Raw genomic sequence first — 24776 nt, 5'->3', positions numbered from 1 at the left:
GTGCACAGCGGCCCCACCCTAACCCTCTCCCGGAGGGAGAGGGAACTGAACGTGGCGTTTGTCCGTATTACGCCGACCAGAGCTACCGAGCCGAACTCAAGCTTTGAAAGCGCTCTGCTCCCTCTCCCATTGGGAGAGGGCTGGGGAGAGGGCTGGGGTGAGGGGATTGGATCTCGAATACACCGACAATCTCAAGCGAACGAAGCGTTATCCTTCTTCCCCCTCCTCATCATCCCCACCATCAACCTTCATTCCCAATTCCTTGATCTTGCGCGTCAGGGTGTTACGTCCCCAACCCAACAATACCGCAGCATCACGGCGGCGGCCGGCCGTATGTTTCAAAGCCGTCTCGATCATGATTCGCTCGAACGCCGGTACCGCGCTGTCGAGCAGGCTCGACTGGCCGCGCGCCAAGGCCTGATCGGCCCACTGACGCAACGCCTGCTCCCAGTTGGTCACCGGTGCCGAATCCTGCGGCAGGTTCAGCAGTTCTGGCGGCAAGTCGCTGACGTGTACTTCGCGCCCGGAGGCCATCACCGTGATCCAGCGGCAGGTGTTCTCCAGCTGACGCACGTTGCCCGGCCATGGCAGGTTTTTCAGGTATTCCTCGGTCTCGCTTTTCAGCAGCTTCGGCTCGACCGCCAGTTCCTGCGCAGCGCGGCTGAGGAAGTGTTTGGCCAGGGTCGGGATGTCTTCGCGACGATCGGAGAGGCGCGGGATGTGGATGCGAATCACGTTGAGGCGATGGAACAAGTCCTCACGGAATTTGCCAGCGTGGACCAGGGTTTCCAGATTCTGGTGCGTCGCGGCGATGATGCGCACATCGACCTTGACCGGCACATGCCCGCCCACCCGATAGAATTCGCCGTCGGCCAGCACGCGCAACAGACGCGTCTGGGTATCCGCCGGCATGTCGCCTATCTCATCGAGAAACAGCGTGCCGCCGTCCGCCTGTTCGAAGCGGCCGCGACGCAAATTCGCCGCGCCAGTGAACGCGCCTTTTTCATGGCCGAACAACTCCGACTCCATCAGATCTTTTGGGATCGCCGCCATGTTCAGCGCAATGAATGGCGACGCCGCCCGTGGGCTGTGACGGTGCAGGGCGTGGGCGACCAGTTCTTTACCGGTACCGGATTCGCCGTTGATCAGCACGGTGATGTTGGAATGGCTCAGGCGGCCGATGGCGCGAAACACTTCCTGCATCGCCGGCGCTTCGCCGATGATTTCCGGGGTGCGGGTCAGTGCCGGTACGACTTCCAGGCCTTGCTGTTCCTGAGCGTGCTGATTGGCACGCTTGACCAGCGAAACGGCCTCGTCGACGTCGAACGGCTTCGGCAGATATTCAAACGCGCCGCCCTGATACGAGGCGACCGCGCTGTCCAGATCGGAGTGAGCGGTCATGATGATGACCGGCAACCGCGGGTGCTGTTCGCGAATCCGCGCCAACAGGTCCAGACCGCTGGCGCCGGGCATGCGGATGTCGGAAATGATCACGTCCGGCTGCTGCCGCGCCAGGCGACTCATCACGCCGTCGGCGCTGTCGAAGCTCTGGGTGGTCATGCCTTCCTGCTGCAAGGCCTTTTCCAGAACCCAACGGATAGAACGGTCGTCATCGACGATCCACACGGTTTCACTACGGCTCATGTCGATGTGGCTCCTTGTTCCAGTGGCAGGAAGATCGAGAAGGTGGTGTGGCCTGGATGGCTCTCACACTCGATCAGACCCTGATGCTGACTGATGATGTTCTGGGTAATGGCCAGCCCCAGCCCGGTACCGTCCGGGCGTCCGCTGACCATCGGAAAGAAAATGGTTTCCTGCAGCTCCGCCGGGATGCCCGGGCCGTTGTCGATGATCTCGATCTTGGTCACCAGGCGATGGCGGATGTGGCCGATGGTGAACTGGCGCATGGCGCGGGTGCGCAGGCTGATGCGGCCCAGACGCAGCTCGTTCTGGCTGCTGATCGCCTGCATCGCGTTGCGCACGATGTTCAATACGGCCTGGATCATTTGCTCGCGGTCGATCAGCACGTCAGGAATGCTCGGGTCGTAGTCGCGCACCAAGGTGATGCAGCCCTGGCTTTCGGCTTCGACCAGTTGGCAGACGCGTTCGAGCACTTCGTGCACGTTGCACATCGCCAGCGACGGCAGCTTGTTGGAGCCGAGCATGCGGTCGACCAGATTGCGCAGGCGATCGGCCTCTTCAATGATCACGTTGGTGTAATCGCGCAGGCTGTCTTCCGGCAGTTCGCGGGCCAGCAACTGCGCCGCGCCACGAATGCCGCCGAGCGGGTTCTTGATTTCGTGGGCGAGGCCGCGCACCAGCATCTTGCTGGTTTCCTGCTTGGACAACTGCGCCTCTTCCTTGGTAATCCGCAGCAAGCGGTCACGCGGATGGACTTCCAGCAAAAGCAGGGTTTCGCCGTTGCTGAGGATGGGCGTTACCGCGTAATCCACGGTCAGTGTCTGGCCGGTGAGTGCGGTGAGCATCGCTTCGCGCTTGGTAAACGGGTGCGCTTGCTCGACCGCCTGGCGCAGAGAATTGAGCGCCTCGGGGGATTCCGTGAACAGCTCGCTGATGAACTGGCCATGGCTGCGCTGACCGCTGACGGCCAGCAGCATCTCCGCCGCCGGGTTCATGTACTCGAGGCGCAATTGCGCGTCGAGCAGGATGGTCGCGGTGGTCAGGTTGTCGAGCAGCAAACGATGGATTGCGTCGCTTATGGTCATCTGGACCCCTTTTGGAGCAAGGCGTGCGCGAGAACTAAGCGCTGATACCGGGAAAATGCAAAAACCAAACCAAGGCTCCGAAAAGAAGCGTTTGCCCCCTGAAACAGGCGTTTGACGCGCGTTTGTATGGCACGAAGCCAGCTCGATCGGGAAGTTTCGAACCAAAATGGGTTGGAATTTGAGTAGGGTGCAGCTTAGCGCACCAATGCGGTGCGCACCGCCCGTTGGCGTCAGAAGAAGCGCAGGAAGGGATTTTTCGGCTCTTCCGGTTTGTCCTTCAGCGGGCATTCCGGCCGTACACCGTAATCATCTTTAGCGCAGGGTTTGACCTGGCGTTTTTGCGCGAGAGAAATGCGCAACATGTGGAAGGGCTGGTTGGCAGTGCGTTCGACGGTGCGCCCGTCAGCATCGAGAATTTCCGCCGACAGGTTGTGGCTGCCGCGATCGATATTGCTCAGCGGGAAGACCGGGCTCGGGCCGGGTTCGCCGGTGGGTTTTCCGTCCAGCAACAAGCGATAGCGGTGACCTTGCTGCAAGCCGGGCTCGCTGGTGATGCTGACAATCAGTTCCCCGGCACTGCTGCGGATGGTCGCATCGGGCTCGGGCACCAGAACCCGCAGCATGTCGTAATGGTAGGGTGGCTGCGCGGGGGCGTTCTTCGTTGGGCTACTCGGCGCGGCGGCGATCGGGGTGGCAGACATGCGATTGCTGGTGGCGATCGGCACACGCTTGGCGTTGCCGCGCGGCTGGTCGGTATAGACGCGGTTGCCCTGGGCATCGATATAGGTGAACACCTCGGCCGAGGCGGGCAGAGCGAGCAGGCAAAGAACCAGGCACAGCGCTTTCATGGTCTGTGCACCCGCTGCACGGTGAAGACCGCGGGTGGGCTTTGCTGGATGACGGTCTGGCCATCGATCACCTGCACCGCAAGTCGATGTTCGCCGCGATCGACGTTGACCAGTTGCAGGCTCGGCACATTGCTCGGTTGGCCGTAGGGTTCGTCGTCGAGTACCAGTCTTAATTGATGCGGCGGCTGCAGGCGCGGCTTGATCAGCACGCTGACGGTGAAGGTGCCGTTGTTGGCGCGCAACGCTTCGTCAGTGGGCAGGTCGGCCAGTTCAAGGATTTCGTAGGCATTGCCTGGTGGCTGGCGCGCCTCGGCTTCAGGCACGGGCGATGAAGGCGGCGCTTGCGGTTCGACACGGTTCAACGGCGGCAGCTCGACTGACTGCGCCTTCACACCGTCCGGCGAATGATCGCTGTAGACCGTGTTGCCATTGGCGTCGGTGTATTTGTAGATCTGCGCAGCGGCGGGCAGGGCGACCAGCAGCAGAATGTAGAGAAAGGTGCGACCCATGAAATCGACCGGGATTGAAAACGATGGGTAGCAGCATAGGACACGCAGGGCGGTTGGCCAAAACCGTTAATGATCGTTCCCATGCTCTGCGTGGGAACGATCAATGTGAGAGCACCAAGATCAGTCCCCTCTCCCTCTGGTAGAGGGCCACGGTGAGGGACTTTTGGTCTGCAATAAAAAAGGCCTCCCGAAGGAGGCCTCTTTTTGTCACGCCGCGTTACGCAGCGCTACCGGATCAGCAGCTGTAGTACAGCTCATATTCCAGTGGGTGTACGAAGGTGCGAACCTTGATTTCTTCTTCCGATTTCAGCGCGATGTAAGCGTCGATGAAGTCGTCGGAGAATACGCCGCCCTTGGTCAGGAACGCGCGGCCCTTGTCCAGCTCTTCCAGGGCTTCTTTCAGGCTGCCGCAAACCTGTGGGATCTCTTTCGCCTCTTCAGGCGGCAGGTCGTACAGGTTTTTGTCAGCGGCATCGCCTGGGTGGATCTTATTCTGGATACCGTCCAGACCAGCCATCAGCAGTGCTGCGAAGGCCAGGTACGGGTTGGCAGCCGGATCCGGGAAGCGTGCTTCGATACGGCGGGCCTTCGGGCTCGACACGTAAGGAATACGGATCGAAGCGGAACGGTTGCGAGCCGAGTAGGCCAGCATGACCGGCGCTTCGAAACCTGGCACCAGACGCTTGTACGAGTTGGTGGCCGGGTTGGTGAAGCCGTTCAGCGCCTTACCGTGCTTGATGATGCCGCCGATGAAGTACAGAGCGGTATCGGACAGGCCGGCATAGCCTTCACCGGCGAAGGTGTTCTTGCCGTCTTTCCAGATCGACATGTGCACGTGCATGCCCGAACCGTTGTCGCCGTACAGTGGCTTCGGCATGAAGGTCGCGGTGCGGCCGTAAGCGTCAGCAACGTTGTGGACAACGTACTTCAGGGTCTGGGTTTCGTCGGCTTTCTTCACCAGAGTGTTGAACTTGACGCCGATTTCGTTCTGGCCGGCAGTCGCCACTTCGTGGTGGTGAACTTCAACGGTCAAGCCCATTTCTTCCAGTGCGTTGCACATGGAGGTACGGATTTCGTGATCGTGGTCGAACGGTGGAACCGGGAAGTAGCCACCCTTGACGCCTGGACGGTGACCTTTGTTGCCACCTTCGACGTCCTGGTCGGACATCCACGAACCTTGCTCGGAGTAGATCTTGAACATGGAGCCGGAGATGTCCGACTTGAATTTCACCGAGTCAAAGATGAAGAACTCAGGCTCTGGACCGGCGAAAACGGTGTCACCGATACCGGTGGCTTTCAGGTGTTCTTCGGCGCGCTTGGCGATCGCACGCGGGTCGCGGTCGTAGCCTTGCATGCTCGAAGGTTCGATGATGTCGCACACCAGGATCAGGGTGGCGTCTTCGGTGAACGGGTCAAGCACGGCAGTTTCGTCAACCGGCATCAGGATCATGTCGGAGGCTTCGATGCCTTTCCAGCCAGCGATGGAGGAACCGTCGAACATTTTGCCGACTTCGAAGAAGTCTTCATCCAGCGCATCGCGAGCCGGCATGGTCACGTGGTGCTGAGTGCCTTTGGTGTCCGTGAAGCGCAGATCAATCCATTTGACGTCATGATCTTTGATGAGTTGAACCGTCTTCGACATACTGTCCTCCGGGTGGCTTAGGGCTAGTAGTGGATGCCCTTAAAGTTGGGTGATGCCGGCGCGAATACTCTGCCAAGGCAACCTGCCTCACAAGGGAGCAAATTGCATGCCAGTGCCCCAGCATGGGTTTTTTGCCCCAATTTCATGCTTGTAAGCGCCTCAAACGGCCTAATCCTGAAAATATCGCCCTTTAATGTGGCGGCGCAAATTGAAAACGACCTGTTTTGGTGCATGTAAAACCTTATGCACATTAACTGGTTAAACCTTGAGCAATTTCCGCTATAATCCGCGCCCCCCTTTTTCGGCTGGCCGTTCGCGCGCTGTTTTCATGAAACTAATCGTAAAAGTCTTCCCCGAGATCACCATCAAAAGCCGACCTGTCCGGACGAAGTTCATCCGCCAGTTGGCCAAGAACATCCGCACCGTGCTCCGCGACCTGGACCCGGCAGTGGTGGTGAACGGCGTGTGGGACAATCTCGAGTTGGAAACCCGTGTTACCGACCCCAAAGCCTTGAAAGAGATGGGCGAGCGCCTGACCTGCATGCCGGGTATTGCGCACTTTCTGCAGATCGACGAGTACCCGCTGGGCGACTTCGACGACATCACCGAAAAGTGCAAACAGCACTACGGTGCCGCACTGGCAGGGAAGATTTTTTCGGTGCGCTGCAAGCGCGCCGGCAAGCACACGTTCAGTTCGATGGACGTCGAGAAATACGTCGGCAGCAAGCTGCGTCGCGAGTGCGGTGCGGCCGGAATCGACCTGAAAGCGCCGGAAATCGAAGTCCGCATCGAAGTTCGCGACAAACGGTTGTTCGTCATCCACAGCCAGCACAACGGCATCGGCGGCTACCCGCTCGGTGCGCTGGAGCAGACGCTGGTGTTGATGTCCGGCGGTTTCGATTCGACCGTGGCGGCCTATCAGATCCTGCGCCGTGGCCTGATGACGCACTTCTGCTTCTTCAACCTGGGCGGTCGTGCCCACGAATTGGGCGTGATGGAAGTCGCGCATTTCATCTGGAAGAAGTACGGCAGCTCGCAACGCGTGCTATTTGTCAGTGTTCCGTTCGAGGAAGTCCTCGGCGAAATTCTCGGTAAAGTCGATAACAGTCATATGGGCGTGGTTTTGAAGCGTATGATGTTGCGCGCGGCGTCGAACATCGCCGAGCGCCTGCACATCGATGCGCTGGTCACCGGCGAAGCGATCTCCCAGGTATCGAGCCAGACGCTGCCGAACCTGTCGGTGATCGACTGCGTAACCGACAAGCTGGTCCTGCGCCCACTGATCGTGGCGCACAAACAGGACATCATCGACACCGCGAACGAGATCGGTACCGCCGATTTCGCCCGGCACATGCCGGAATACTGCGGAGTCATTTCGGTCAACCCGAAAACCGCCGCCAAACGCGGTCGGGTTGAGCACGAAGAGCAGCAATTCGACATGGCGGTGCTAGAGCGTGCGCTCGCCAACGCCAAACTGGTGCCAATCGATCGGGTGATCGACGAATTGGGCCAGGACGTACAGATTGAAGAAGTCAGCGAAGCACTGGCCGGCCAGATCGTGATCGACATCCGTCACCCGGATGCCGCCGAGGATGAGCCGCTGGAACTTGCTGGCGTAGAAGTACAGACGATGCCGTTCTATGCAGTGAACGCTCGTTTCAAGGAGCTGGATCCGACTCGCCAGTACCTGCTGTATTGCGACAAAGGCGTGATGAGTCGCCTGCATGCCCACCATTTGCTCAGTGAGGGGCATGCCAATGTGCGCGTTTATCGACCGAGCTAAGTGCCCGGGGCTGTTTGCCTGTGGCCTGCGTCACCGGCCCCCCGACACCGCCGTCAAGCTGTAACGGCCATGCCGGACACTACTGCTAATCGCTGCCAAGACTTGTCAGCAAACCGAATCCTCTGATCGAGATACACAAGTGATCGAAAATCTACGCAACATCGCCATCATTGCCCACGTTGACCACGGTAAAACCACCCTGGTAGACAAACTCCTGCGTCAATCCGGCACTCTGGAGCGCAACGAGCTCAACGACGAGCGCGTGATGGACTCCAACGACCAGGAAAAAGAGCGCGGTATTACCATTCTGGCGAAGAACACCGCCATCAACTGGAACGGCTACCACATCAACATCGTGGACACCCCGGGCCACGCCGACTTCGGCGGCGAAGTTGAACGCGTAATGTCGATGGTCGACTCCGTTCTGCTGCTGGTTGACGCTCAAGACGGCCCTATGCCGCAAACCCGTTTCGTGACCAAGAAGGCTTTCGAAGCCGGCCTGCGTCCAATCGTGGTGATCAACAAGGTTGACCGTCCAGGCGCGCGTCCGGACTGGGTTCTGGACCAGATCTTCGACCTGTTCGACAACCTCGGTGCGACCGAAGAACAACTGGACTTCCAGGTTGTCTACGCTTCGGCCCTGAACGGCATTGCCGGTCTGGACCACACCGCCATGGGCGAAGACATGACTGCGCTGTACCAGGCAGTCGTCGACCACGTTCCGCCTCCGGCCGTTGACCGTGACGGTCCGTTCCAGATGCAGATCTCCGCTCTGGACTACAACAGCTTCCTGGGTGTTATCGGTGTTGGCCGTATCGCTCGCGGTCGCGTCAAGCCGAACACTCCGGTTGTCGCGATCGGTGCCGACGGCAAGCGCCGCAACGGCCGTATCCTGAAACTGATGGGTCACCACGGTCTGCACCGCGTTGACGTTGAAGAAGCTGCGGCCGGCGACATCGTCTGCATCAGCGGTATGGATTCGCTGTTCATCTCCGACACCCTGTGCCACCCGGACACCGTCGAGGCGATGAAGCCGCTGACCGTTGACGAGCCAACCGTTTCGATGACCTTCCAGGTAAACGACTCGCCATTCTGCGGTAAAGAAGGCAAGTTCGTGACGTCCCGTAACATCAAGGATCGTCTGGACAAAGAGCTGCTGTACAACGTTGCTCTGCGCGTTGAAGAAGGCGACTCGGCTGACAAGTTCAAGGTTTCCGGCCGTGGTGAGCTGCACCTCTCGGTACTGATCGAAACCATGCGTCGCGAAGGCTTCGAGCTGGCCCTGGGCCGTCCTGAAGTGATCATCCGTGAAGTTGACGGCGTGAAGCAGGAACCGTTCGAAAACGTGACCATCGACATCCCTGAAGAATCCCAGGGCAAGGTCATGGAAGAGATGGGTCTGCGTAAGGGCGACCTGAGCAACATGGTCCCGGATGGCAAGGGCCGTGTACGTCTGGAATACAACATCCCTGCTCGCGGTCTGATCGGTTTCCGTAACCAGTTCCTGACCCTGACCAACGGTGCTGGCATCCTGACCTCGATCTTCGATCGTTACGACACCGTCAAGTCGGGCCACATGTCCGGCCGTCAGAACGGCGTTCTGGTTTCGGTTGAAACCGGCAAGGCACTGACCTACTCGCTGGAAACCCTGCAGGCTCGCGGCAAGCTGTTCGTAGAACACGGCCAGGAGATCTACAACGGTCAGATCGTTGGTCAGAACAGCCGCGACAACGACCTGGGTGTAAACCCGACCAAAGGCAAGAAGCTCGACAACATGCGTGCTTCGGGTAAAGACGAAACCATCGCTCTGGTTCCACCTGTTCGCTTCACTCTGGAACAGGCTCTGGAATACATCCAGGAAGACGAGCTGTGCGAAGTCACGCCTAAGTCGATCCGTCTTCGCAAGAAGATCCTCGACGAAAGCGAGCGTACCCGCGCTGCCAAGAAAGCCAAGGCGTAATCTAGCTTTGGAATAAAAAACGCCCCCGGTCGCGAGACCGGGGGCGTTTTTGTTTGTCTGGGGTTTCTGTGAGGTTCGCGTTGGCCCCTTCGCGAGCAGGCTCGCACACAGGGTTGTCGGGTGCTTACGCAAATGATCGTTCCCACGCTCTGCGTGGGAATGCCTCAACGGACGCTCTGCGTTCGGCTTCAGAAGGGACGCGGAGCGTCCCGGGCTGCATTCCCACGCAGAGCGTGGGAACGATCAGTGGCTAGCTACAACTCAGATGCGGTCAGAACTTATCGATCGCGCGGAAATTCTGCACCCGCTCGACTTCCTTCGGCTTGTACGCGCAATAACCCGGCCGCGGGCCGATCTTCGGGTGGTTGCGGCAGGTGTCCGGGCGCTTGTCATAAATGGTGCACAGGCGGCTCTTACGATCCAGGTAATAGCAATCGTTGTTGCTCATGCGCTGGAGGGTGAAGATCCCCGACTTCTGATTGAAACGCTCGACCAGGCCTTCCTTCTGCAAACGCTTGGCGATGTTCTTCGGCGGATCGCCCAGTTCGAACTCGTCGACCACACCGATGCGCACCAGATCCTTGATCTTCACCTCGACCGGCAGCGTGCAGCAGCTGGACATGCACGAGCCGCACATCGGCGCCGAATATTTGGCCCACGTATCGAGACGATCGATCTCGGCGGCGGCGATCAGGTTGGGTTTCATCATCGGGAGTTACCAGGGTGTGTGCATCAGGGCGCGCGATCATACCGGGACGGGTGGATTTTTGAACAACCTTTCGCCAGATTTTTCTCGCTACCTGCACTTCGCCGGGCAATTCGGCACGGCCCCTGCATTCATTGGTTCATCCGCCAAGGTTATGCCGGGCCACTTCACAGTCTCCGGAAATACAGCCGAACCAGAGCCGCTACCGTCGGTCAGACCGTCTAGGCTCAGACAATTCCCCGCTCGCTCGAGGTCCTATTGATGACTCAAGAACCACTAGTTCGCGAAGCAGAGGTGGCCGCATTCCGCGACGCCGTCCTGACCAAGCTCACCTACGCGGTGGGCAAGGATCCCGATCACGCCTTTGACCATGACTGGTTCGAAGCCATCGCCCTGGCCGCGCGTGATCACATGGTCGAACACTGGATGGACCACACCCGGCAGATCTACCGCAAAGGTCAGAAGCGGGTGTACTACCTCTCGCTGGAATTCCTCATCGGCCGCTTGCTCTACGACAGCCTGAGCAACCTGGGCCTGCTCGACGTCGCCCGTGAAGCGCTGACCGAACTCGGCGTCGATCTCGAACGTATCCGTTTGCTGGAACCTGACGCAGCGCTCGGCAACGGTGGCCTCGGGCGCCTGGCGGCGTGCTTCATGGAAAGCATGTCGACCCTCGGCATTGCCGGTCACGGCTATGGCATTCGTTATGAGCACGGCTTGTTCCGTCAGGCGATTGTCGATGGCTGGCAGCAGGAGCAGACCGAACACTGGCTGGATTTCGGCAACCCGTGGGAATTCGAACGGCCGGAGGTGGTGTACCCGATCGGCTTCGGCGGCAGCGTCGAAACCGTCACCGACGCCAATGGCAAAACCCGCCAGGTCTGGTCACCGGCGGAAACCGTGCGCGCAATTGCCTATGACACCCCGGTGGTCGGCTGGCGCGGCGCCAGCGTCAACACCCTGCGGCTGTGGCGTGCGCGGGCGATGGAAGAGTTGCATCTGGAGCGCTTCAACGCCGGTGACCACCTTGGCGCCGTGGCCGAAGTGGCCCGCGCCGAAAGTATCTCGCGAGTGCTCTACCCGGCGGACAGCACCGAAGCCGGTCAGGAACTGCGCCTGCGTCAGGAATACTTCTTCGTCGCCGCATCGCTACAGGATCTGCTGCGCCGTCACCGCAACATGCACACCTCTGTGCTGACCCTCGGTGATCATGCGGCGATTCAGCTCAACGACACCCACCCTTCGATTGCCGTTGCCGAACTGATGCGTCAATTGGTCGACGTCTACGACGTGGCGTGGGATGCGGCGTGGCAGGTAACAGTCGACACGCTGTCGTACACCAACCACACCTTGCTGCCCGAAGCGCTGGAAACCTGGCCGGTCGGCCTGATGGAGCGCATGCTGCCGCGGCACATGCAGATCATTTATCTGATCAACGCCCAGCACATCGACTCGCTGCGGGCCAAAGGCATTCACGATTTCGACGTGCTGCGCGCGGTGTCGCTGATCGAAGAGGACAACGGCCGTCGCGTGCGCATGGGCAACCTCGCGTTTCTCGGCTCGCACAGCGTCAACGGCGTCTCGGGGTTGCACACGCAACTGATGCGCAAAACGGTATTCGCCGAACTGCACAAACTCTACCCGGAGCGGATCAACAACAAGACCAACGGCATTACGTTCCGCCGCTGGCTGTTCCAGGCCAACGCCGAGCTGACCTCGATGCTGGTCGATGCTGTGGGGCCGGAGATACTGGACCATCCCGAAGAGCGTCTGCTTGAACTGGAGCCATTCGCTGAAAAAACCGCGTTCCGTAAAGCCTTTGCCGAACAGCGCCTGCACAGCAAGAAAGCCTTGGCCTACCTGATTCACGAGCGTCTGGGCATTGCCGTCAACCCGGCGGCGATGTTCGACGTGCAGGTCAAACGCATCCACGAATACAAGCGTCAACTGCTCAACCTGCTGCACACCGTCGCGCTGTACCAAGCGATTCGTGCCGAGCCGGAAGTTGACTGGGTGCCACGGGTAAAAATCTTCGCCGGCAAGGCGGCGGCGAGCTATCACCAGGCCAAACTGATCATCAAATTGACCAACGACATCGCCCGGGTGGTCAACAACGACCCGACGGTACGCGGCTTGCTCAAAGTGGTGTTCCTGCCCAACTACAACGTCAGCCTGGCGGAGAGCATCATTCCGGCGGCGGACTTGTCCGAACAGATTTCCACCGCCGGTTTCGAAGCGTCGGGCACCAGCAACATGAAGTTCGGCCTCAACGGCGCGCTGACCATCGGCACCCTCGATGGCGCCAACGTGGAAATGGCCGAGCGCATCGGTGCCGAGCACATGTTTATCTTCGGCTTGAGTGCGCAGCAGGTTGAAGCGCGCAAGCAGAACCATGAGTTCAGCGCCTTGCCGGACATCGCCGCGTCGCATCGTCTGAACGATGTGCTGCAAGCGATCCGCAGCGGTGTGTTCTCGCCGGACGATACCTCGCGTTACACCGGGCTGATCGACTCGTTGATCGACTATGACCGTTTCCTGGTCTGCGCCGATTTCGACTCGTACTGGGAAGCGCAGAAGCGCGTGGAAGCGCACTGGCATGACTCCAATAACTGGTGGCGTTCGGCAGTGCTGAACACCGCGCGGATGGGCTGGTTCTCGTCTGACCGGACCATTCGTGAGTACGCCACCGATATCTGGAAAGCGCTGGAGTAACTTTCCGCAACAGATCTGTGCAAAGCCCAACGTTTGTTGGGCCGGATCGATATACTGAGCGCCGGTTACCGGTTGCTTCAGTCACCACCCGGACCCTGTGGGGGCGAGCCTGCTCGCGATAGCGTTGTCACATTAAACAGAAATGTTGACTGACAAAGCGCTTTTGCGAGCGGGCTCGCTCCCACGGGGTTTGTGCCTAGACTGAAGCCATCGCCGGACTCGCCCCGCCCCGGGGCTGCTTAGGGATATCGACCATGCAATGGATGTTCATGTTGATCGGGCTGGTGCTCGGTGGACTGCTCGACGAGTCGTTCAGCGCTGCGCTGTTGGGCGGGCTGCTCGGGCTGGCGATTGCGCAGACGATCCGCATTACGCGGCTCGCCAAACTGACGGCTGCGCAACAGCAGCAACTCGAACACGCCAAAGTCGCCTTGCAAGGCATCGAGCAGCGGCTGTTTCTGCTCGAAGGCGCGCCGCTTCACGCTGCGCCACCGCCGTCTCCTGCGCCCGTCGCTGAGCCTGTCGCCGAGCCCGCCGAAATCCTTGAGCAAGCCCCCGCGCCTGAGCTGATCTGGGAACTCCCGCCCGAGTTCGAGCCGATAACAGCCGCCACCCGTGAAACCAGTCAGCCGCTGCCGGACGACGTCTGGCGCGCCGAACCGGCCCCTCGTGAACCGCAAAAACCTGCCGAACCCCGTGGTCCGAACCTGATCGAACGCGGCATCAGCGCGGCACGCAACTGGCTGTTCGGTGGCAACACGGTGCTGCGCGTCGGCGTGGTGCTGCTGTTTTTCGGTCTGGCGTTTTTGCTGCGTTACGCCACCGAAGGCATGGTGGTGCCCATCGAGTTGCGTTACGCCGGGGTGGCGGCGGCTGCGTTGGGCCTGCTTGCGCTGGGCTGGTGGTTACGCCGGCGCAACACACACTATGCGTTGATGCTGCAGGGTACCGGCATCGCGGTGCTGTACCTGACGGTATTCGCGGCGATGCGTTTGCATCCGCTGCTCGATCCTTCCGCCGCGCTGGGCCTGCTGGTGGCGGTGACGGTGTTCTCGGCCATACTGGCAATCACCCAGGATGCGCTGGGGCTGGCTGCAGCGGCGGCATTGGGCGGTTTTGCCGCACCGATCCTGACCTCCACGGGAGAAGGCAATCACGTCGCGCTGTTCAGTTATTTCGCCCTGCTCAACGCCGGCATTCTGGCCATTGCCTGGTTCAAGGCCTGGCGCCTGCTCAATCTGATCGGCTTCGTTGGCACCTTTGGCATCGGGTTCGCCTGGGGGCTGCGCTCCTATGTTCCGGAGCTGTTGTGGAGCACCGAGCCGTTCCTGATCCTGTTTTTCCTGATGTACCTGGGCATCGGCTTGCTGTTTGCCCGACGCAAGCTGCTCGACCTGACCGATGCCCCGGCGGACGCTGATCGCGAGGCGTTGTTGCACTGGTCGGCGCGCAAGGGCGATTACGTCGACGGCACCATGCTGTTCGGCCCGCCAATCATTGGTTTCGGTTTGCAGTTCGCTCTCGTTCAGCATCTGGAGTTCGCGGCGGCGTTCAGTGCCTTGGCGCTGGGCATGCTTCATATGGCGCTGGCCAGGCTATTGATGGGTGGACGCGCAGTGCTGCTGGGCGAAACCTGCTTGGCGCTCGGGGTGATTTTTGCCAGTCTGGCGATTCCGTTGGGGCTCGATGCGCGCTGGACTTCAGCGGCATGGGCCGTCGAGGGGGCGGGGATTTTCTGGCTTGGCCTGCGTCAGCATCGACCATTCGCGCGGGCCTTTGCGCTGTTGCTGCAATTGGGCTCGGCGTTGGCCTTCCTGAACGAATTGCGTTTTGGCGAAAACAGTTTGCTCGACGGTGCTCCATTGGGCGCGTTGATGCTCGGCGGTGCGCTGTTGTTCAGCTTCTACCAATTGCGCAAATCAGTACCGGAGCAGGCCGCGCCGTGGGAGCGCCAGGCATTGCCCGTGCTGGCGAGCCTTGGCCTGACTTTCCTGTACCTGCTGGCACCGCTGTTTTTCTTCATCCAGGGTACGGCGATCAGTTGGGCACTGGCCGGACTGGCAACGTTGCTGGTTGGCCTGCGCATTCAATCGCGCACGTTCCTGTTCAGCGCGTTTGCCGTGCAATTGCTCGGTGGCGCGTTATTTCTGTTACGCCTGCAAGGCGCAGGTGAGGATTCGTCAGCAGTGTTCAGCGCGGGCTGGAGTGGTTTACTCAGCGCATCGCTGATCGGTCTGGCATTGATTGCCGGCATGTTGCTGGCGGCACGCGATGACATGGTGCGCAGCGACGTGCGTCTGCTGCGCGGTCTGTCCGTGGTGCTGTTGGCCGGCCTGGTGCTGATCAACCTGGCAGTGCTGTTTGTCCTGCCGTGGCAGACCGCGAGTGCGGTGTGGGCGGCCAGTGGTTTGCTGATCATCTGGCTGAGCCTGTATCTGCAGCAGCGCGTCAGTTTCGTATTCGGTCTGCTGTTGCAGGTGATCGGCGGCGCAGCATTTTTGTTGGCCGGCCCGGAGTTGCTGGGGCCGCTGTCCAGCGAAGGCTTGAAACCGCTGGCCCATGGTGGCTTCTGGACGCCGCTGGTGCTGGGGTTGGCGGCGATGATCGGTGCGTGGCGCTTGCAACTGGGCAACCATGCTTCGGCCTTTGATGCGCTGAGTTTGCAGCGCTTGTCTGAAGTGTTGCTGGTGTGGGGCACCGCTTGGTGGGCGTTGGCGTGGGTCAGTGAGGTATTGCGCTTTGCCCCGGCCAATCTGCAAGCGACGCTGCTGCTATTGGTCGCGGCGCTCAGTGTGGCGCTGTGGACGCTGGTGTCACTGCGGCTGAAATGGCCGGCGCTGGGCTTGCTTTGCACCTCGCTGATTCCGGCGGCAGCGCTGGTATTGCTTGGCGCGTGGCAGTCGCGTTATCACCCGGCGGCCGACTTCGGCTGGCTGGCCTGGATGCTGGTATTCGCCGTGCATTTCTTCAGCCTGCGCCGTCTCGCGCCGATGCTTCCGGCACGCGCTTTAAGTACCGCGCATGTACTCGGCTGCTGGCTGCTGATCGGCGTGCTGGCGCTGGAATTGCGTTACGGTCTGCTGCTGTTGTCCGAGCAGTACAACGCCTGGCGCTGGCTGGGTTGGGCGATTCTGCCGAGTATCTATCTGTTGCTTGCAGCGGCACCGCGCGCCTGGCCGTGGCCGGTATCGGCGTTTGTCCGCGAGTACCGTTTGTATGCCGCTGCGCCGCTGGCGGTGTTGATGTTGGCGTGGTTCTGGCTGGCCAACGCTGTCAGCGATGGCAACGCCGACCCGCTGCCTTATGTGCCGCTGCTCAACCCTCTGGAGCTGGGGCTGCTGTTTGCCTTGTTCGGCGTTTATGTGTGGTCGCGCAGTGCGGTGGCACAACTGTCGATCCGCCGGAACTACGCCGATTACAGCACGCAACTGATCGCCGGGGTTTCGCTGTTCGCTTTCTGCACGGCGCTGGTGACCCGCGCCGCGCATCATTGGGCCGGGATCCCGTTCGAACTGGACACGTTGCTCGCCTCGATGCTGGTGCAGGCAGGGTTGTCGATCGTCTGGACGCTGATGGCGCTGGGGCTGATGATCGGCGGTCATCTGCGCCATCGCCGCGAAGTGTGGCTGATCGGCGCGGCGCTGATTGCGCTGGTGGTGGCGAAACTGATTTTTGTCGAACTGAGCAACCGTGGCGGCCTCGCCCGGATCGTCTCGTTTATCGGCGTCGGCGTGTTGCTGCTCGTGGTGGGCTATTTTGCCCCGCTGCCGCCCAAGCGCGTCGAAGCCGAACCGGCGGCGGACAAGCCCGCCACGCAAACCGAAGGAGTTGTCTCTTGAGTCGCATGCTGAATCTGGGTTGGTTGGCGTTGGGCGTGGTGATGGCTGCCGGCGCCCAGGAAAAACCCGCGGACTTCGCCACGCAGGTGCCGCTGTCGGTCAGTGGTGACGGCCCGTGGTATCGCCTTGAGTTGCCGCTGAGCGTGCAATTGCAGGCGCGTCAGACCGATCTCAGCGACCTGCGCGTGTTCAACGCCGCCGGTGAAACGCAGGCTTACGCGCTGGCGCGTGAATCCGCGCAGACCCGCGACGACGGCCAGTTGCACGACGTAAAGTGGTTCCCGCTGTACAACGCCGCCGACGCCAGCGAACGCGCGCCGAACGTGCGCGTGCAATCGACCACCAATGGCACGCTGGTCGAAGTGCAGCCGTCCAGTCAGTTGGAGGCCGGCGAAGAAGTGCTGCGTGGCTGGTTGCTCGATGCCAGCGCGATCAAGGCACCGTTGCAGCAATTGGTCCTCGACTGGACCAGCGAGCGCGACGGCTTCCAGCGTTTCAGCATCGAAGCCAGCGACGACCTGCAACATTGGCAGGCATGGGGCGAAGGCCAGGTTGCTCGGCTGACGTTCTCTGATGAGCGCATCGAACAGCACGAAGTGACCCTGCCGGGGCAGACCGCGCGGTATGTACGCCTGCTCTGGGAGTCGCCGGGTTCAGCGCCCATCCTTACTTCGGCGCAACTGAAAAGCAGCGACCCGCGTCATCTACCGCTGCCGTTGGTCTGGTCGCAAACCGTGGCCGGCAGCAGCATCAAGGCCGGGGAATACACCTGGCAGCTGCCGATGGGGCTGAATGTCGAGCGCGTGCAGGTCGAGCTGAAACAGCCGAACAGTCTGGCGCCGGTCACGCTGGCCGGCCGCCGCGAGAGCAGTTTGCCGTGGCAGACGCTGAGCAGTGGCTTGTTGTATCGCCTGACCCAGAACAATCAGGACGTGGTGCAGAACCAAATCCCTCTCGACGGGCAGACCGTGCAGCAATTGAAGCTGACCGTGGACGAGCGCGGCGGTGGGCTGGGTGAGCAGGCGCCGGATCTGAAATACGCGGTGCGCGCCACGCAGGTGATTTTCCTCGCCCGGGGCGATGGGCCGTACAGCCTCGCCGTAGGCAATGCCACGGTGAAAACGGCGAACCTGCCGTTGACCACGCTGATTCCGGATTTCAAACCGCAGATGCTGGCGACGCTGGGCAAGGCCTCGGTGCAGAGCGAAGCCGTGTTGACGCAGACCTCGACGACGACCGCGGCTGCGGTCGCCGGGACCAACTGGAAGAAGATCGGTTTGTGGGCGGTATTGCTGTTGAGTGTGGTGTTTCTCGGGGCGATGGCGTTCAGCCTGTTGCGCAAGCCGCCCGCCAATACCTGAGCAGGGCTGGCGCTGCGCGCCAATCGCGAGCAGGCTCACTCCCACAGGGGAATGCACTTCAAATGTGGGAGCGAGCTCGCTCGCGAAAGCGGCCGGACAGACACTGAAATTCTCGGCGGGCCTTCCGAACCGGTCTACGCTCAAATCCGTCACCTGAACTCTCCACCGACAATCACGTCTGATGCAGGCAAATACGCCCCGACGCACGTTAGCGGGCGTCTTCGCTCGCTAGGTTTTCAGACTCCCTGTAAACTGCGCGGGTTTTTAGCCCCCCATTCCACCGGAGCCGTCCATGTCCCGCGTTACCTTGAGTCGCTATTTGATTGAGCAGACCCGCAGCAACAACACTCCTGCCGATCTGCGCTTTTTGATCGAAGTGGTGGCGCGTGCCTGCAAGGAAATCAGCCACGCCGTGTCCAAAGGCGCCCTCGGTGGTGTTCTGGGCAGCATGGGCACTGAAAACGTCCAGGGCGAAGTGCAGAAGAAGCTCGACGTGCTGTCGAACGAAATTCTGCTCGAAGCCAACGAATGGGGCGGTCACCTGGCCGGCATGGCGTCCGAAGAAATGGACAATGCCTACCAGATTCCGGGCAAGTACCCGAAAGGCGCCTACCTGCTGGTATTCGACCCACTGGACGGTTCGTCGAACATCGACATCAACGCGCCGGTCGGCACCATTTTCTCGGTACTGCGTTGCCCCAACGAATACCTGAGCCAGAACGAGCCGCTGAACGAAAAGGCCTTTCTGCAACCAGGCACCCAGCAAGTGGCCGCCGGCTACGCGATCTATGGTCCACAGACCATGCTGGTGCTGACCCTGGGTGACGGCGTCAAAGGCTTCACCCTCGACCGCGAAATGGGCAGCTTCGTGCTGACTCACGAAGACATCACCATTCCTGAAACCACCCAGGAATTCGCTATCAACATGTCCAACCAGCGCCACTGGGAAGCCCCGGTACAGCGCTACGTCGGCGAGCTGCTGGCCGGTGAAGAAGGTCCGCTGAAAAAGAACTACAACATGCGCTGGGTCGCAGCGATGGTTGCCGATGTGCACCGCATCCTCACCCGTGGCGGTCTGTTCATGTACCCGCGCGACAGCCGTGAGCCGTCCAAGCCGGGCAAGCTGCGCCTGATGTACGAAGCCAACCCGATGTCGTTCCTTGTCGAACAAGCGGGCGGCGCCTCCACCGACGGCCACCAGCGCATCCTCGACATCCAGCCCGAAGGCCTGCACCAGCGTGTAGCGGTGTTCCTCGGCTCGAAAGAAGAAGTCGCTCGCGCCACGGCTTACCACAAGGAGTAACCATGACCGCGCCCTGGCAGCCGTTGCTCGAATGGTGGTTCGGACATGCCGAATCACCGGACGCAGTGGCGGCTGACAAGGGCAAGTTGTGGTTCGGCAAGCGAGCCAGCCAGGACCTCGAAGCGCAGACGTGTTTCGGGGTCTTTGTCGATCAGGCCCTGGCCGGCGAATTGACCGAGTGGACGCAATGTCCCGAAGGTTGGCTGGCGGTTGTGCTTTTACTCGATCAACTGCCGCGCATGATCCATCGCAACACCCCTAAAGCCTACTCCGGTGATTTGCGCGCGCAGAAACTCGTCGCCCAAGGCATTGCCGCGGATTTCGACCGGCAGTTGAAACCGATTCAGCGCGTATTCATTTATCTGGTGTTTGAACACTGCGAAAACCTCGCGGTGCAGAACGAGGCAGTGTCCCGATTTATCGAGCTGGTGGCTGAACAGCCGGAAGCGCAGAGGGCGGTGTTTGCAGATAATCTGGATTACGCCGAGCGGCACCAGAAGGTGATTGCACGGTTTGGCCGGTTTCCGCATCGCAATGCGGTGTTGGGGCGGGAGTCTACGGCTGAGGAATTGGCGTTTCTTTCTGAGCCTGGGTCGCGGTTTTAAAGGCTTTCCCTCACCCTAACCCTCTCCCGGAGGGAGAGGGGACTGACCAAGTTGTCTGGACGTGATACATCGACCTGCAAACTTCGAGTCGAACTCAGGTTTTGAACAGCATGAAGATCTGCTCCCTTTCCCCCTCGCCCCCTTGGGGGAGAGGGCTGGGGTGAGGGGGGTATGCTCTTGATCTTCAGATCCTGAAACTACCCACCAACTGCTTCAACCGCGCCGCCTGCTGTTCCAGGTCCGAACACGCGCGCAAGGTCGCCTGCAAGTTCTCCACCCCTTCCTGATTCAGCGTGTTGATCTCGCTGATATCCACATTGATCGACTCGACCACAGCGGTCTGTTCTTCGGTCGCGGTGGCCACCGACTGGTTCATGCCGTCGATCTCGCCGATACGCTGGGTCACGCTGCCGAGGCGTTCGCCAGCCTGGTTGGCGATGCCGACGCTGCTTTCGCTCTCGCGCTGGCTCACGGTCATGATGCTCACCGCCTGACGTGCGCCGACTTGCAGTTCTTCGATCATCTTCTGCACTTGCTGCGCCGAATCCTGAGTGCGGTGGGCGAGATTGCGCACTTCGTCGGCGACCACGGCGAAACCACGCCCGGCCTCACCGGCCCGCGCCGCTTCGATCGCGGCATTGAGCGCGAGCAGGTTGGTTTGCTGGGAAATACTGGTGATCACTTCAAGAATCTGGCCGATGTTCACCGTGTTGCTGTTAAGCGTTTCGATGTTGCCGCAGGAGTCGCTGATCTTCGCCGACAGCTGTTGCATCGCCTGGATGGTTTTATCCACCACCTGCTGACCTTCGACGGCGAGGCCGCGCGCATCGCTGGAGTGCTGCGAGGCGAGGGCCGCGTTCTGGGCGATTTCCTGGGCGGCGGCGCCGAGCTGGTTGATCGCGGCGGCGACGCTGTTGGTGCGGCTGGCTTGCTGGTCGGAGTTATACATCGACGAGTTCGACGCCGCGACCACGCGCAGGGCGACTTCGTTGACCTGGCCGGTGGCCGAGGACACTTCGCGGATCGAGGTGTGAATACGCTCGACGAAGCGGTTGAACGAGGTGCCCAGCGCGCCGAATTCATCGTTACCGTGAATCACCAGTCGCTTGGTCAGGTCGCCTTCACCTTCAGCAATATCGTGCATGGCGCGGCCCATGGTCAGCAGCGGTTGCATCAGCACGCGAATCAGCATGCCCAGCAACGCCAGAATGATGACCACGGCAATGGCCATGGCGATCAGCGCTGAGGTGCGGAACTCGCTGAGCATGGCGAAAGCGGTGTCTTTATCGAGCACCAGCGCCACGTACCAGTCAGCCGACGGCACGCCGTTAACGCGGGTGAACGAGATCAACTGAGTCTTACCGTCGAACTCGACTTCTTTCAGGCCCGGGCTGACTTTGGGTGCGCCATTCGGATAGGCCTCGGCGAGGGTCTTGAGCACCAGTTTGCTGTCCGGGTGGATAAGGATCTTGCCTTCGGCGCTGACAATGAACGCATGACCGTGGCCGCCGAAGTTCAGCGAGTTGATGATTGCGCTGACGCTGGTCAGATCAATATCTGCACCGGCGACGCCGAGCATCTGACCCTGGCGTTGTACCGGCGTGGCCACGGTAATCACCAGTTTGCCCGACGAGGCGGCGATGTACGGTTCGGTGACAATGGTCTGTTGCGCGCTGTTGGCCGCTTTGTACCAGCCGCGGGCGCGCGGATCGTAATCCGGCGCGCGATTGCCGGCCGGTACCGAAAACATCACGCCGTCCGCACCGCCAAAGTAGCTGAGCTGAAAATTGCCGGTATAGGCGGGCAGGTCGATGATGCGCTTGAGGCTGGCCGGCGCGTTGCCGTCGACCGCCACTTGCTGGGATAACGATTGCAACAGCTGGATGCGGCTTTCCAGCCAGGTCTGGATGTTGCTGGTGGTCAGACTGCCCAGTTCCTGCATGGTCGCTTCGGTACTGCTGCTCAGGGCCTGACGTTGTCGATAGTCGTTGAACAGAATGAAACAGGCGAATGCAACGGCCACCACAAGGGCGGCAGCCAACAAGATTTTGTGGCTGAATTTCAGGTTTCTGGTCATCGAATGAACTACCGAGCAGGGGCTGGTCAGGAAAGGGCGGCAATTTGCCATATTCCCTGGCGTTGCGCTGCTCTTATTTCGACCGGCGCGCGCCAAAGATTAGGCGTGCGGGCGGAAATTCGACGAAATGCTCAATAGCCCTACAAAGTGTCTGATTTTACCGACAAATGCCGGACGGGCGGATGAACAAATAGCCATCTGGTCAGGGAACCAGAGGAGGGTTTTCTCTTCTAAGCTTCTGGTTGGCACCATGCCAGCCCCCTTCCGCTCCAGGAGTTACACCATGTCGCTGCGATCTCTCGCCCTTCTGTGCTTTTGCGTGCTGCTGGCCGCATGCAGCAAGGTCAATCAGGAAAACTACTCGAAGCTCTCGGCCGGCATGGCCAAGGCCGAAGTCGAGACCCTGCTGGGCAAACCGACTGATTGCTCGGGCGCGCTCGGCATGTCCAGTTGCACCTGGGGCGACAAGAACAGCTTTATCAGCGTGCAGTACGCCGGTGACAAAGTGCTGATGTTTTCCGGCCAAGGCCTGAAGTAAACCGGGGCTTCGCGCCCACGGAGAAAAAAATGAAGCGGTTATTGTTAGTTCTTTTTGCCGGCCTGGTTTTGGCTGGCTGCGCCACTTCCGGCGTCGACTCGTTGGCACCGAAAACGGTCAACAGCGTCAATCTGAAGCGTTATCAAGGCACCTGGTATGAGTTGGCGCGTCTGCCGATGTACTTCCAGCGCAACTGCGCGCAATCCGAAGCGCATTACACCCTCAAGCCTGATGGCAACGTCGCGGTGCTCAACCGCTGCCTGACGCCGGACTGGCAATGGGAAGAGGCCAAGGGCACGGCTTATCCGCAAGTGCCGGGCAAGACCGACAAGCTCTGGGTCGAGTTCGACAACTGGTTCTCGCGCCTGCTGCCGGGCGTGGCCAAAGGCGAATACTGGGTGTTGTACGTCAGCGACGACTACAAGACCGCCATCGTCGGCGACCCGAGTCGCAAGTACATGTGGTTGCTGTCGCGCACACCGACCGTCAACGGTGTGGTGCGCGAGGACTTGCTGAGCAAGGCACGCCAGCAAGGGTATGACACCACGCGGCTGATCTGGCGGACGACGGATCGGCAGATGGCCAAAACTTCGAACTAAGCATTTGTATTGATCGCTCCCACGCTCCGCGTGGGAGTGTCTCAATGGACGCTCTGCGTCCGCTTTGGGACGCAGAGTGTCCCGGGCTGCATTCCTTTGCTGCGCGTGGAAACGATCAATCGTCAGCCAAGAAGGTCGCGCAGGACTTGGGTGAAGGCACGCGCGCTGTCTTCTTCTCCGGCATGCCTGCCATCTCGCACCACCCACTGACCATTGACCATCACATCACACACCTGCCGATCGCCACCGGCGAACAACCAGCGATTCAAAATCCCGTCGCCACTGGCCGTCGCCAGATACGGATCGTTGCCATCGAGCACAATCCAGTCGGCACGCTTGCCAACTTCCAGTGCGCCGATCGGCTGTCCCAACGCCTGCGCGCCGCCGTCCAGCGCGGCGTCGTACAACGTGCGCCCGACCATCGGCTGATCCGTGCCGTACAAGCGATTGCGGCGCTGGTCACGCAGGCGCTGGCCGTATTCCAGCCAACGCAATTCCTCCACCACACTCAGCGATACATGGCTGTCCGAGCCGATGCCCATGCGCCCGCCCTGAGCGAGGAAATCCACTGCCGGGAAAATCCCGTCGCCCAGATTCGCTTCGGTGGTCAGGCACAACCCGGCAATGGCGCGACTCTTGGCCATCAGCGTGACTTCTTCGGGGTTGGCATGGGTGGCGTGGACCAGGCACCAGCGCTGGTCGACTTCGGTATTTTCATACAGCCATTGCAACGGCCGGCGACCGCTCCAGCTCAGGCAATCGTCGACTTCTTTTTGTTGCTCAGCGATGTGGATGTGCACCGGGCATTGTTTGTCGCTGGCGGCGAGAACTTCGCTGATCTGCTGTGGCGTCACCGCGCGCAGCGAGTGGAAGCACAGGCCCAGCGATTGCGCCTTTTGCTGGGCCAGCATTGGCTGCAGGCGCGATTGCAGATTCAGGTAGTTTTCGGTGCTGTTGATGAAGCGGCGCTGGCCCTCATTCGGCGTTTGGCCGCCAAAACCGGAGTGGCTGTACAGCACCGGCAACAGGGTCAGGCCGATGCCGCTGTCACTGGCAGCCTGGCTGATGCGCTGGGCCAGTTCGGCCGGGTCGGCATACGGCTGACCATTGCTGTCGTGATGCACATAGTGGAATTCGGCGACCGATGTGTAACCGGCCTTGAGCATTTCAATGTACAGCTGACGGGCGATGATGCCGAGCTGATCCGGGCTGATCTTTCCGACGAGCCGGTACATCAGATCGCGCCAGGTCCAGAAACTGTCGTTGGGATTGCCGGCAACTTCGGCCAGCCCGGCCATCGCCCGTTGGAAGGCATGGGAATGCAGATTCGGCATGCCCGGCAGCAACGGGCCGCTCAACCGTTCGGCGCCGTCTGCGCTGGCATCGGCCTGGATTTGGGTCAACAAGCCATCGCCGCTGACATCAAGACGTACATTATTGGCCCATCCATTAGGCAGCAGTGCGCGTTCGGCAAAGAAGGCGGACATGGTTCGGCACCCCATCGTGTGTTATTTGTATATACATATACAGACGTTTGCCTGCCCGGTAAACTCCGGCAAGCTAGCCAC

General features: G+C 60.5%; 17 protein-coding genes and 1 pseudogene. 9 read left to right on the top strand and 9 right to left on the bottom strand.

All coding sequences use genetic code 11. The annotated features are described in order from the left end of the window. Positions 1 to 207: 207 nt before the first annotated feature. From ntrC to glnA, 5 genes are all read right to left on the bottom strand, one after another. Positions 208 to 1644, bottom strand: coding sequence for a nitrogen regulation protein NR(I) (gene ntrC, locus ACGSLL_RS10725; protein WP_394505601.1), 1437 nt, complete (start codon positions 1642 to 1644; stop codon positions 208 to 210). Continuing rightward, positions 1641 to 2726, bottom strand: a complete 1086-nt coding sequence (gene glnL, locus ACGSLL_RS10720) for a nitrogen regulation protein NR(II) (protein ID WP_090280248.1) — start codon at positions 2724 to 2726, stop codon at positions 1641 to 1643. The genes ntrC and glnL overlap by 4 nt, the downstream gene beginning before the upstream one ends. Before the next feature lie 230 nt (positions 2727 to 2956). Further along, positions 2957 to 3574, bottom strand: a complete 618-nt coding sequence (locus ACGSLL_RS10715) for a DUF4124 domain-containing protein (protein ID WP_394505598.1) — start codon at positions 3572 to 3574, stop codon at positions 2957 to 2959. Continuing rightward, positions 3571 to 4083, bottom strand: a complete 513-nt coding sequence (locus ACGSLL_RS10710; RefSeq protein WP_394505596.1) for a DUF4124 domain-containing protein — start codon at positions 4081 to 4083, stop codon at positions 3571 to 3573. The genes ACGSLL_RS10715 and ACGSLL_RS10710 overlap by 4 nt, the downstream gene beginning before the upstream one ends. 235 nt (positions 4084 to 4318) lie before the next feature. Beyond that, a complete protein-coding gene (glnA, locus tag ACGSLL_RS10705; RefSeq protein ID WP_186552128.1) occupies positions 4319 to 5725 on the bottom strand; it encodes a type I glutamate--ammonia ligase in 1407 nt (468 codons plus the stop codon). Positions 5726 to 6053: 328 nt separating this feature from the next. Here glnA and thiI point away from each other — a divergent pair, with 328 nt between their 5' ends. Together thiI and typA are read left to right on the top strand one after the other, a co-directional pair. After that, positions 6054 to 7508, top strand: coding sequence for a tRNA uracil 4-sulfurtransferase ThiI (gene thiI, locus ACGSLL_RS10700; protein ID WP_093105919.1), 1455 nt, complete (start codon positions 6054 to 6056; stop codon positions 7506 to 7508). A 139-nt stretch (positions 7509 to 7647) separates the two neighbouring features. After that, on the top strand, positions 7648 to 9468 hold the full coding sequence (gene typA / locus ACGSLL_RS10695; RefSeq protein WP_208939100.1) for a translational GTPase TypA: 1821 nt from the start codon (positions 7648 to 7650) through the stop codon (positions 9466 to 9468). 271 nt (positions 9469 to 9739) lie between these two features. Here the strand turns inward: typA and ACGSLL_RS10690 are convergent, their stop codons facing one another. After that, the gene (locus ACGSLL_RS10690; RefSeq protein WP_252887178.1) at positions 9740 to 10177 is read right to left on the bottom strand and encodes a YkgJ family cysteine cluster protein; all 438 of its coding nucleotides are present in this window, start codon (positions 10175 to 10177) and stop codon (positions 9740 to 9742) included. A 258-nt stretch (positions 10178 to 10435) separates the two neighbouring features. On the opposite strand from ACGSLL_RS10690, the gene ACGSLL_RS10685 reads away from it, so the two are divergent. The 5 genes from ACGSLL_RS10685 (at position 10436) to ACGSLL_RS10665 (ending at position 19994) form a co-directional block, all read left to right on the top strand. Next, on the top strand, positions 10436 to 12886 hold the full coding sequence (locus ACGSLL_RS10685) for a glycogen/starch/alpha-glucan phosphorylase (RefSeq protein WP_090280262.1): 2451 nt from the start codon (positions 10436 to 10438) through the stop codon (positions 12884 to 12886). A 254-nt stretch (positions 12887 to 13140) separates the two neighbouring features. Further along, complete coding sequence (locus ACGSLL_RS10680; protein WP_394505592.1) at positions 13141 to 16725, top strand: DUF2339 domain-containing protein; 3585 nt, start codon at positions 13141 to 13143, stop codon at positions 16723 to 16725. Further along, a complete protein-coding gene (locus ACGSLL_RS10675; protein ID WP_394505590.1) occupies positions 16722 to 18086 on the top strand; it encodes a DUF3999 domain-containing protein in 1365 nt (454 codons plus the stop codon). The genes ACGSLL_RS10680 and ACGSLL_RS10675 overlap by 4 nt, the downstream gene beginning before the upstream one ends. A 292-nt stretch (positions 18087 to 18378) precedes the next feature. Then, positions 18379 to 19389, top strand: coding sequence for a class 1 fructose-bisphosphatase (locus tag ACGSLL_RS10670; protein WP_039756611.1), 1011 nt, complete (start codon positions 18379 to 18381; stop codon positions 19387 to 19389). 2 nt (positions 19390 to 19391) lie between these two features. Next, entirely contained in the window at positions 19392 to 19994 is a 603-nt protein-coding gene (locus ACGSLL_RS10665) for a DUF924 family protein (protein WP_394505587.1), read from the top strand. A gap of 184 nt (positions 19995 to 20178) precedes the next feature. On the opposite strand, the gene ACGSLL_RS10660 is transcribed toward ACGSLL_RS10665, so the two are convergent. After that, positions 20179 to 20943 carry a methyl-accepting chemotaxis protein gene (locus ACGSLL_RS10660; protein ID WP_394505914.1) on the bottom strand — a complete coding sequence of 255 codons (765 nt, stop codon included), beginning with the start codon at positions 20941 to 20943 and terminating at the stop codon, positions 20179 to 20181. Positions 20944 to 21036: 93 nt separating this feature from the next. Then, positions 21037 to 22071: pseudogene (locus tag ACGSLL_RS10655) on the bottom strand (HAMP domain-containing protein); the annotation flags it as partial. Positions 22072 to 22354: 283 nt separating this feature from the next. Between ACGSLL_RS10655 and ACGSLL_RS10650 the strand changes: the two are divergent. Next, entirely contained in the window at positions 22355 to 22609 is a 255-nt protein-coding gene (locus tag ACGSLL_RS10650) for a hypothetical protein (RefSeq protein ID WP_093105895.1), read from the top strand. A 29-nt stretch (positions 22610 to 22638) separates the two neighbouring features. Then, on the top strand, positions 22639 to 23208 hold the full coding sequence (locus ACGSLL_RS10645) for a lipocalin family protein (protein ID WP_394505585.1): 570 nt from the start codon (positions 22639 to 22641) through the stop codon (positions 23206 to 23208). Positions 23209 to 23330: 122 nt separating this feature from the next. Here ACGSLL_RS10645 and ACGSLL_RS10640 read toward each other — a convergent pair whose 3' ends face one another. Next, entirely contained in the window at positions 23331 to 24695 is a 1365-nt protein-coding gene (locus ACGSLL_RS10640; protein WP_394505583.1) for a formimidoylglutamate deiminase, read from the bottom strand. Positions 24696 to 24776 lie beyond the last annotated feature (81 nt).

The sequence above is a fragment of the Pseudomonas retamae genome, assembly GCF_043496865.1.
GTDB lineage: Bacteria > Pseudomonadota > Gammaproteobacteria > Pseudomonadales > Pseudomonadaceae > Aquipseudomonas > Aquipseudomonas retamae.
This window is presented reverse-complemented; position numbering and strand designations above follow the sequence as displayed.

Excerpts from the sequence above, each read along its gene's own strand:
- ACGSLL_RS10685 (WP_090280262.1), top strand. The coding sequence starts at position 10,436 with ATGACTCAAGAACCACTAGTTCGCGAAGCAGAGGTGGCCGCATTCCGC.
- ACGSLL_RS10680 (WP_394505592.1), top strand. The coding sequence starts at position 13,141 with ATGCAATGGATGTTCATGTTGATCGGGCTGGTGCTCGGTGGACTGCTC.
- ACGSLL_RS10660 (WP_394505914.1), bottom strand. The coding sequence starts at position 20,943 with ATGTATAACTCCGACCAGCAAGCCAGCCGCACCAACAGCGTCGCCGCC.
- ACGSLL_RS10640 (WP_394505583.1), bottom strand. The coding sequence starts at position 24,695 with ATGTCCGCCTTCTTTGCCGAACGCGCACTGCTGCCTAATGGATGGGCC.
- ntrC (WP_394505601.1), bottom strand. The coding sequence starts at position 1,644 with ATGAGCCGTAGTGAAACCGTGTGGATCGTCGATGACGACCGTTCTATC.
- glnL (WP_090280248.1), bottom strand. The coding sequence starts at position 2,726 with ATGACCATAAGCGACGCAATCCATCGTTTGCTGCTCGACAACCTGACC.
- thiI (WP_093105919.1), top strand. The coding sequence starts at position 6,054 with ATGAAACTAATCGTAAAAGTCTTCCCCGAGATCACCATCAAAAGCCGA.
- ACGSLL_RS10665 (WP_394505587.1), top strand. The coding sequence starts at position 19,392 with ATGACCGCGCCCTGGCAGCCGTTGCTCGAATGGTGGTTCGGACATGCC.
- glnA (WP_186552128.1), bottom strand. The coding sequence starts at position 5,725 with ATGTCGAAGACGGTTCAACTCATCAAAGATCATGACGTCAAATGGATT.
- ACGSLL_RS10650 (WP_093105895.1), top strand. The coding sequence starts at position 22,355 with ATGTCGCTGCGATCTCTCGCCCTTCTGTGCTTTTGCGTGCTGCTGGCC.
- ACGSLL_RS10690 (WP_252887178.1), bottom strand. The coding sequence starts at position 10,177 with ATGATGAAACCCAACCTGATCGCCGCCGCCGAGATCGATCGTCTCGAT.
- ACGSLL_RS10645 (WP_394505585.1), top strand. The coding sequence starts at position 22,639 with ATGAAGCGGTTATTGTTAGTTCTTTTTGCCGGCCTGGTTTTGGCTGGC.
- ACGSLL_RS10715 (WP_394505598.1), bottom strand. The coding sequence starts at position 3,574 with ATGAAAGCGCTGTGCCTGGTTCTTTGCCTGCTCGCTCTGCCCGCCTCG.
- ACGSLL_RS10710 (WP_394505596.1), bottom strand. The coding sequence starts at position 4,083 with ATGGGTCGCACCTTTCTCTACATTCTGCTGCTGGTCGCCCTGCCCGCC.
- ACGSLL_RS10670 (WP_039756611.1), top strand. The coding sequence starts at position 18,379 with ATGTCCCGCGTTACCTTGAGTCGCTATTTGATTGAGCAGACCCGCAGC.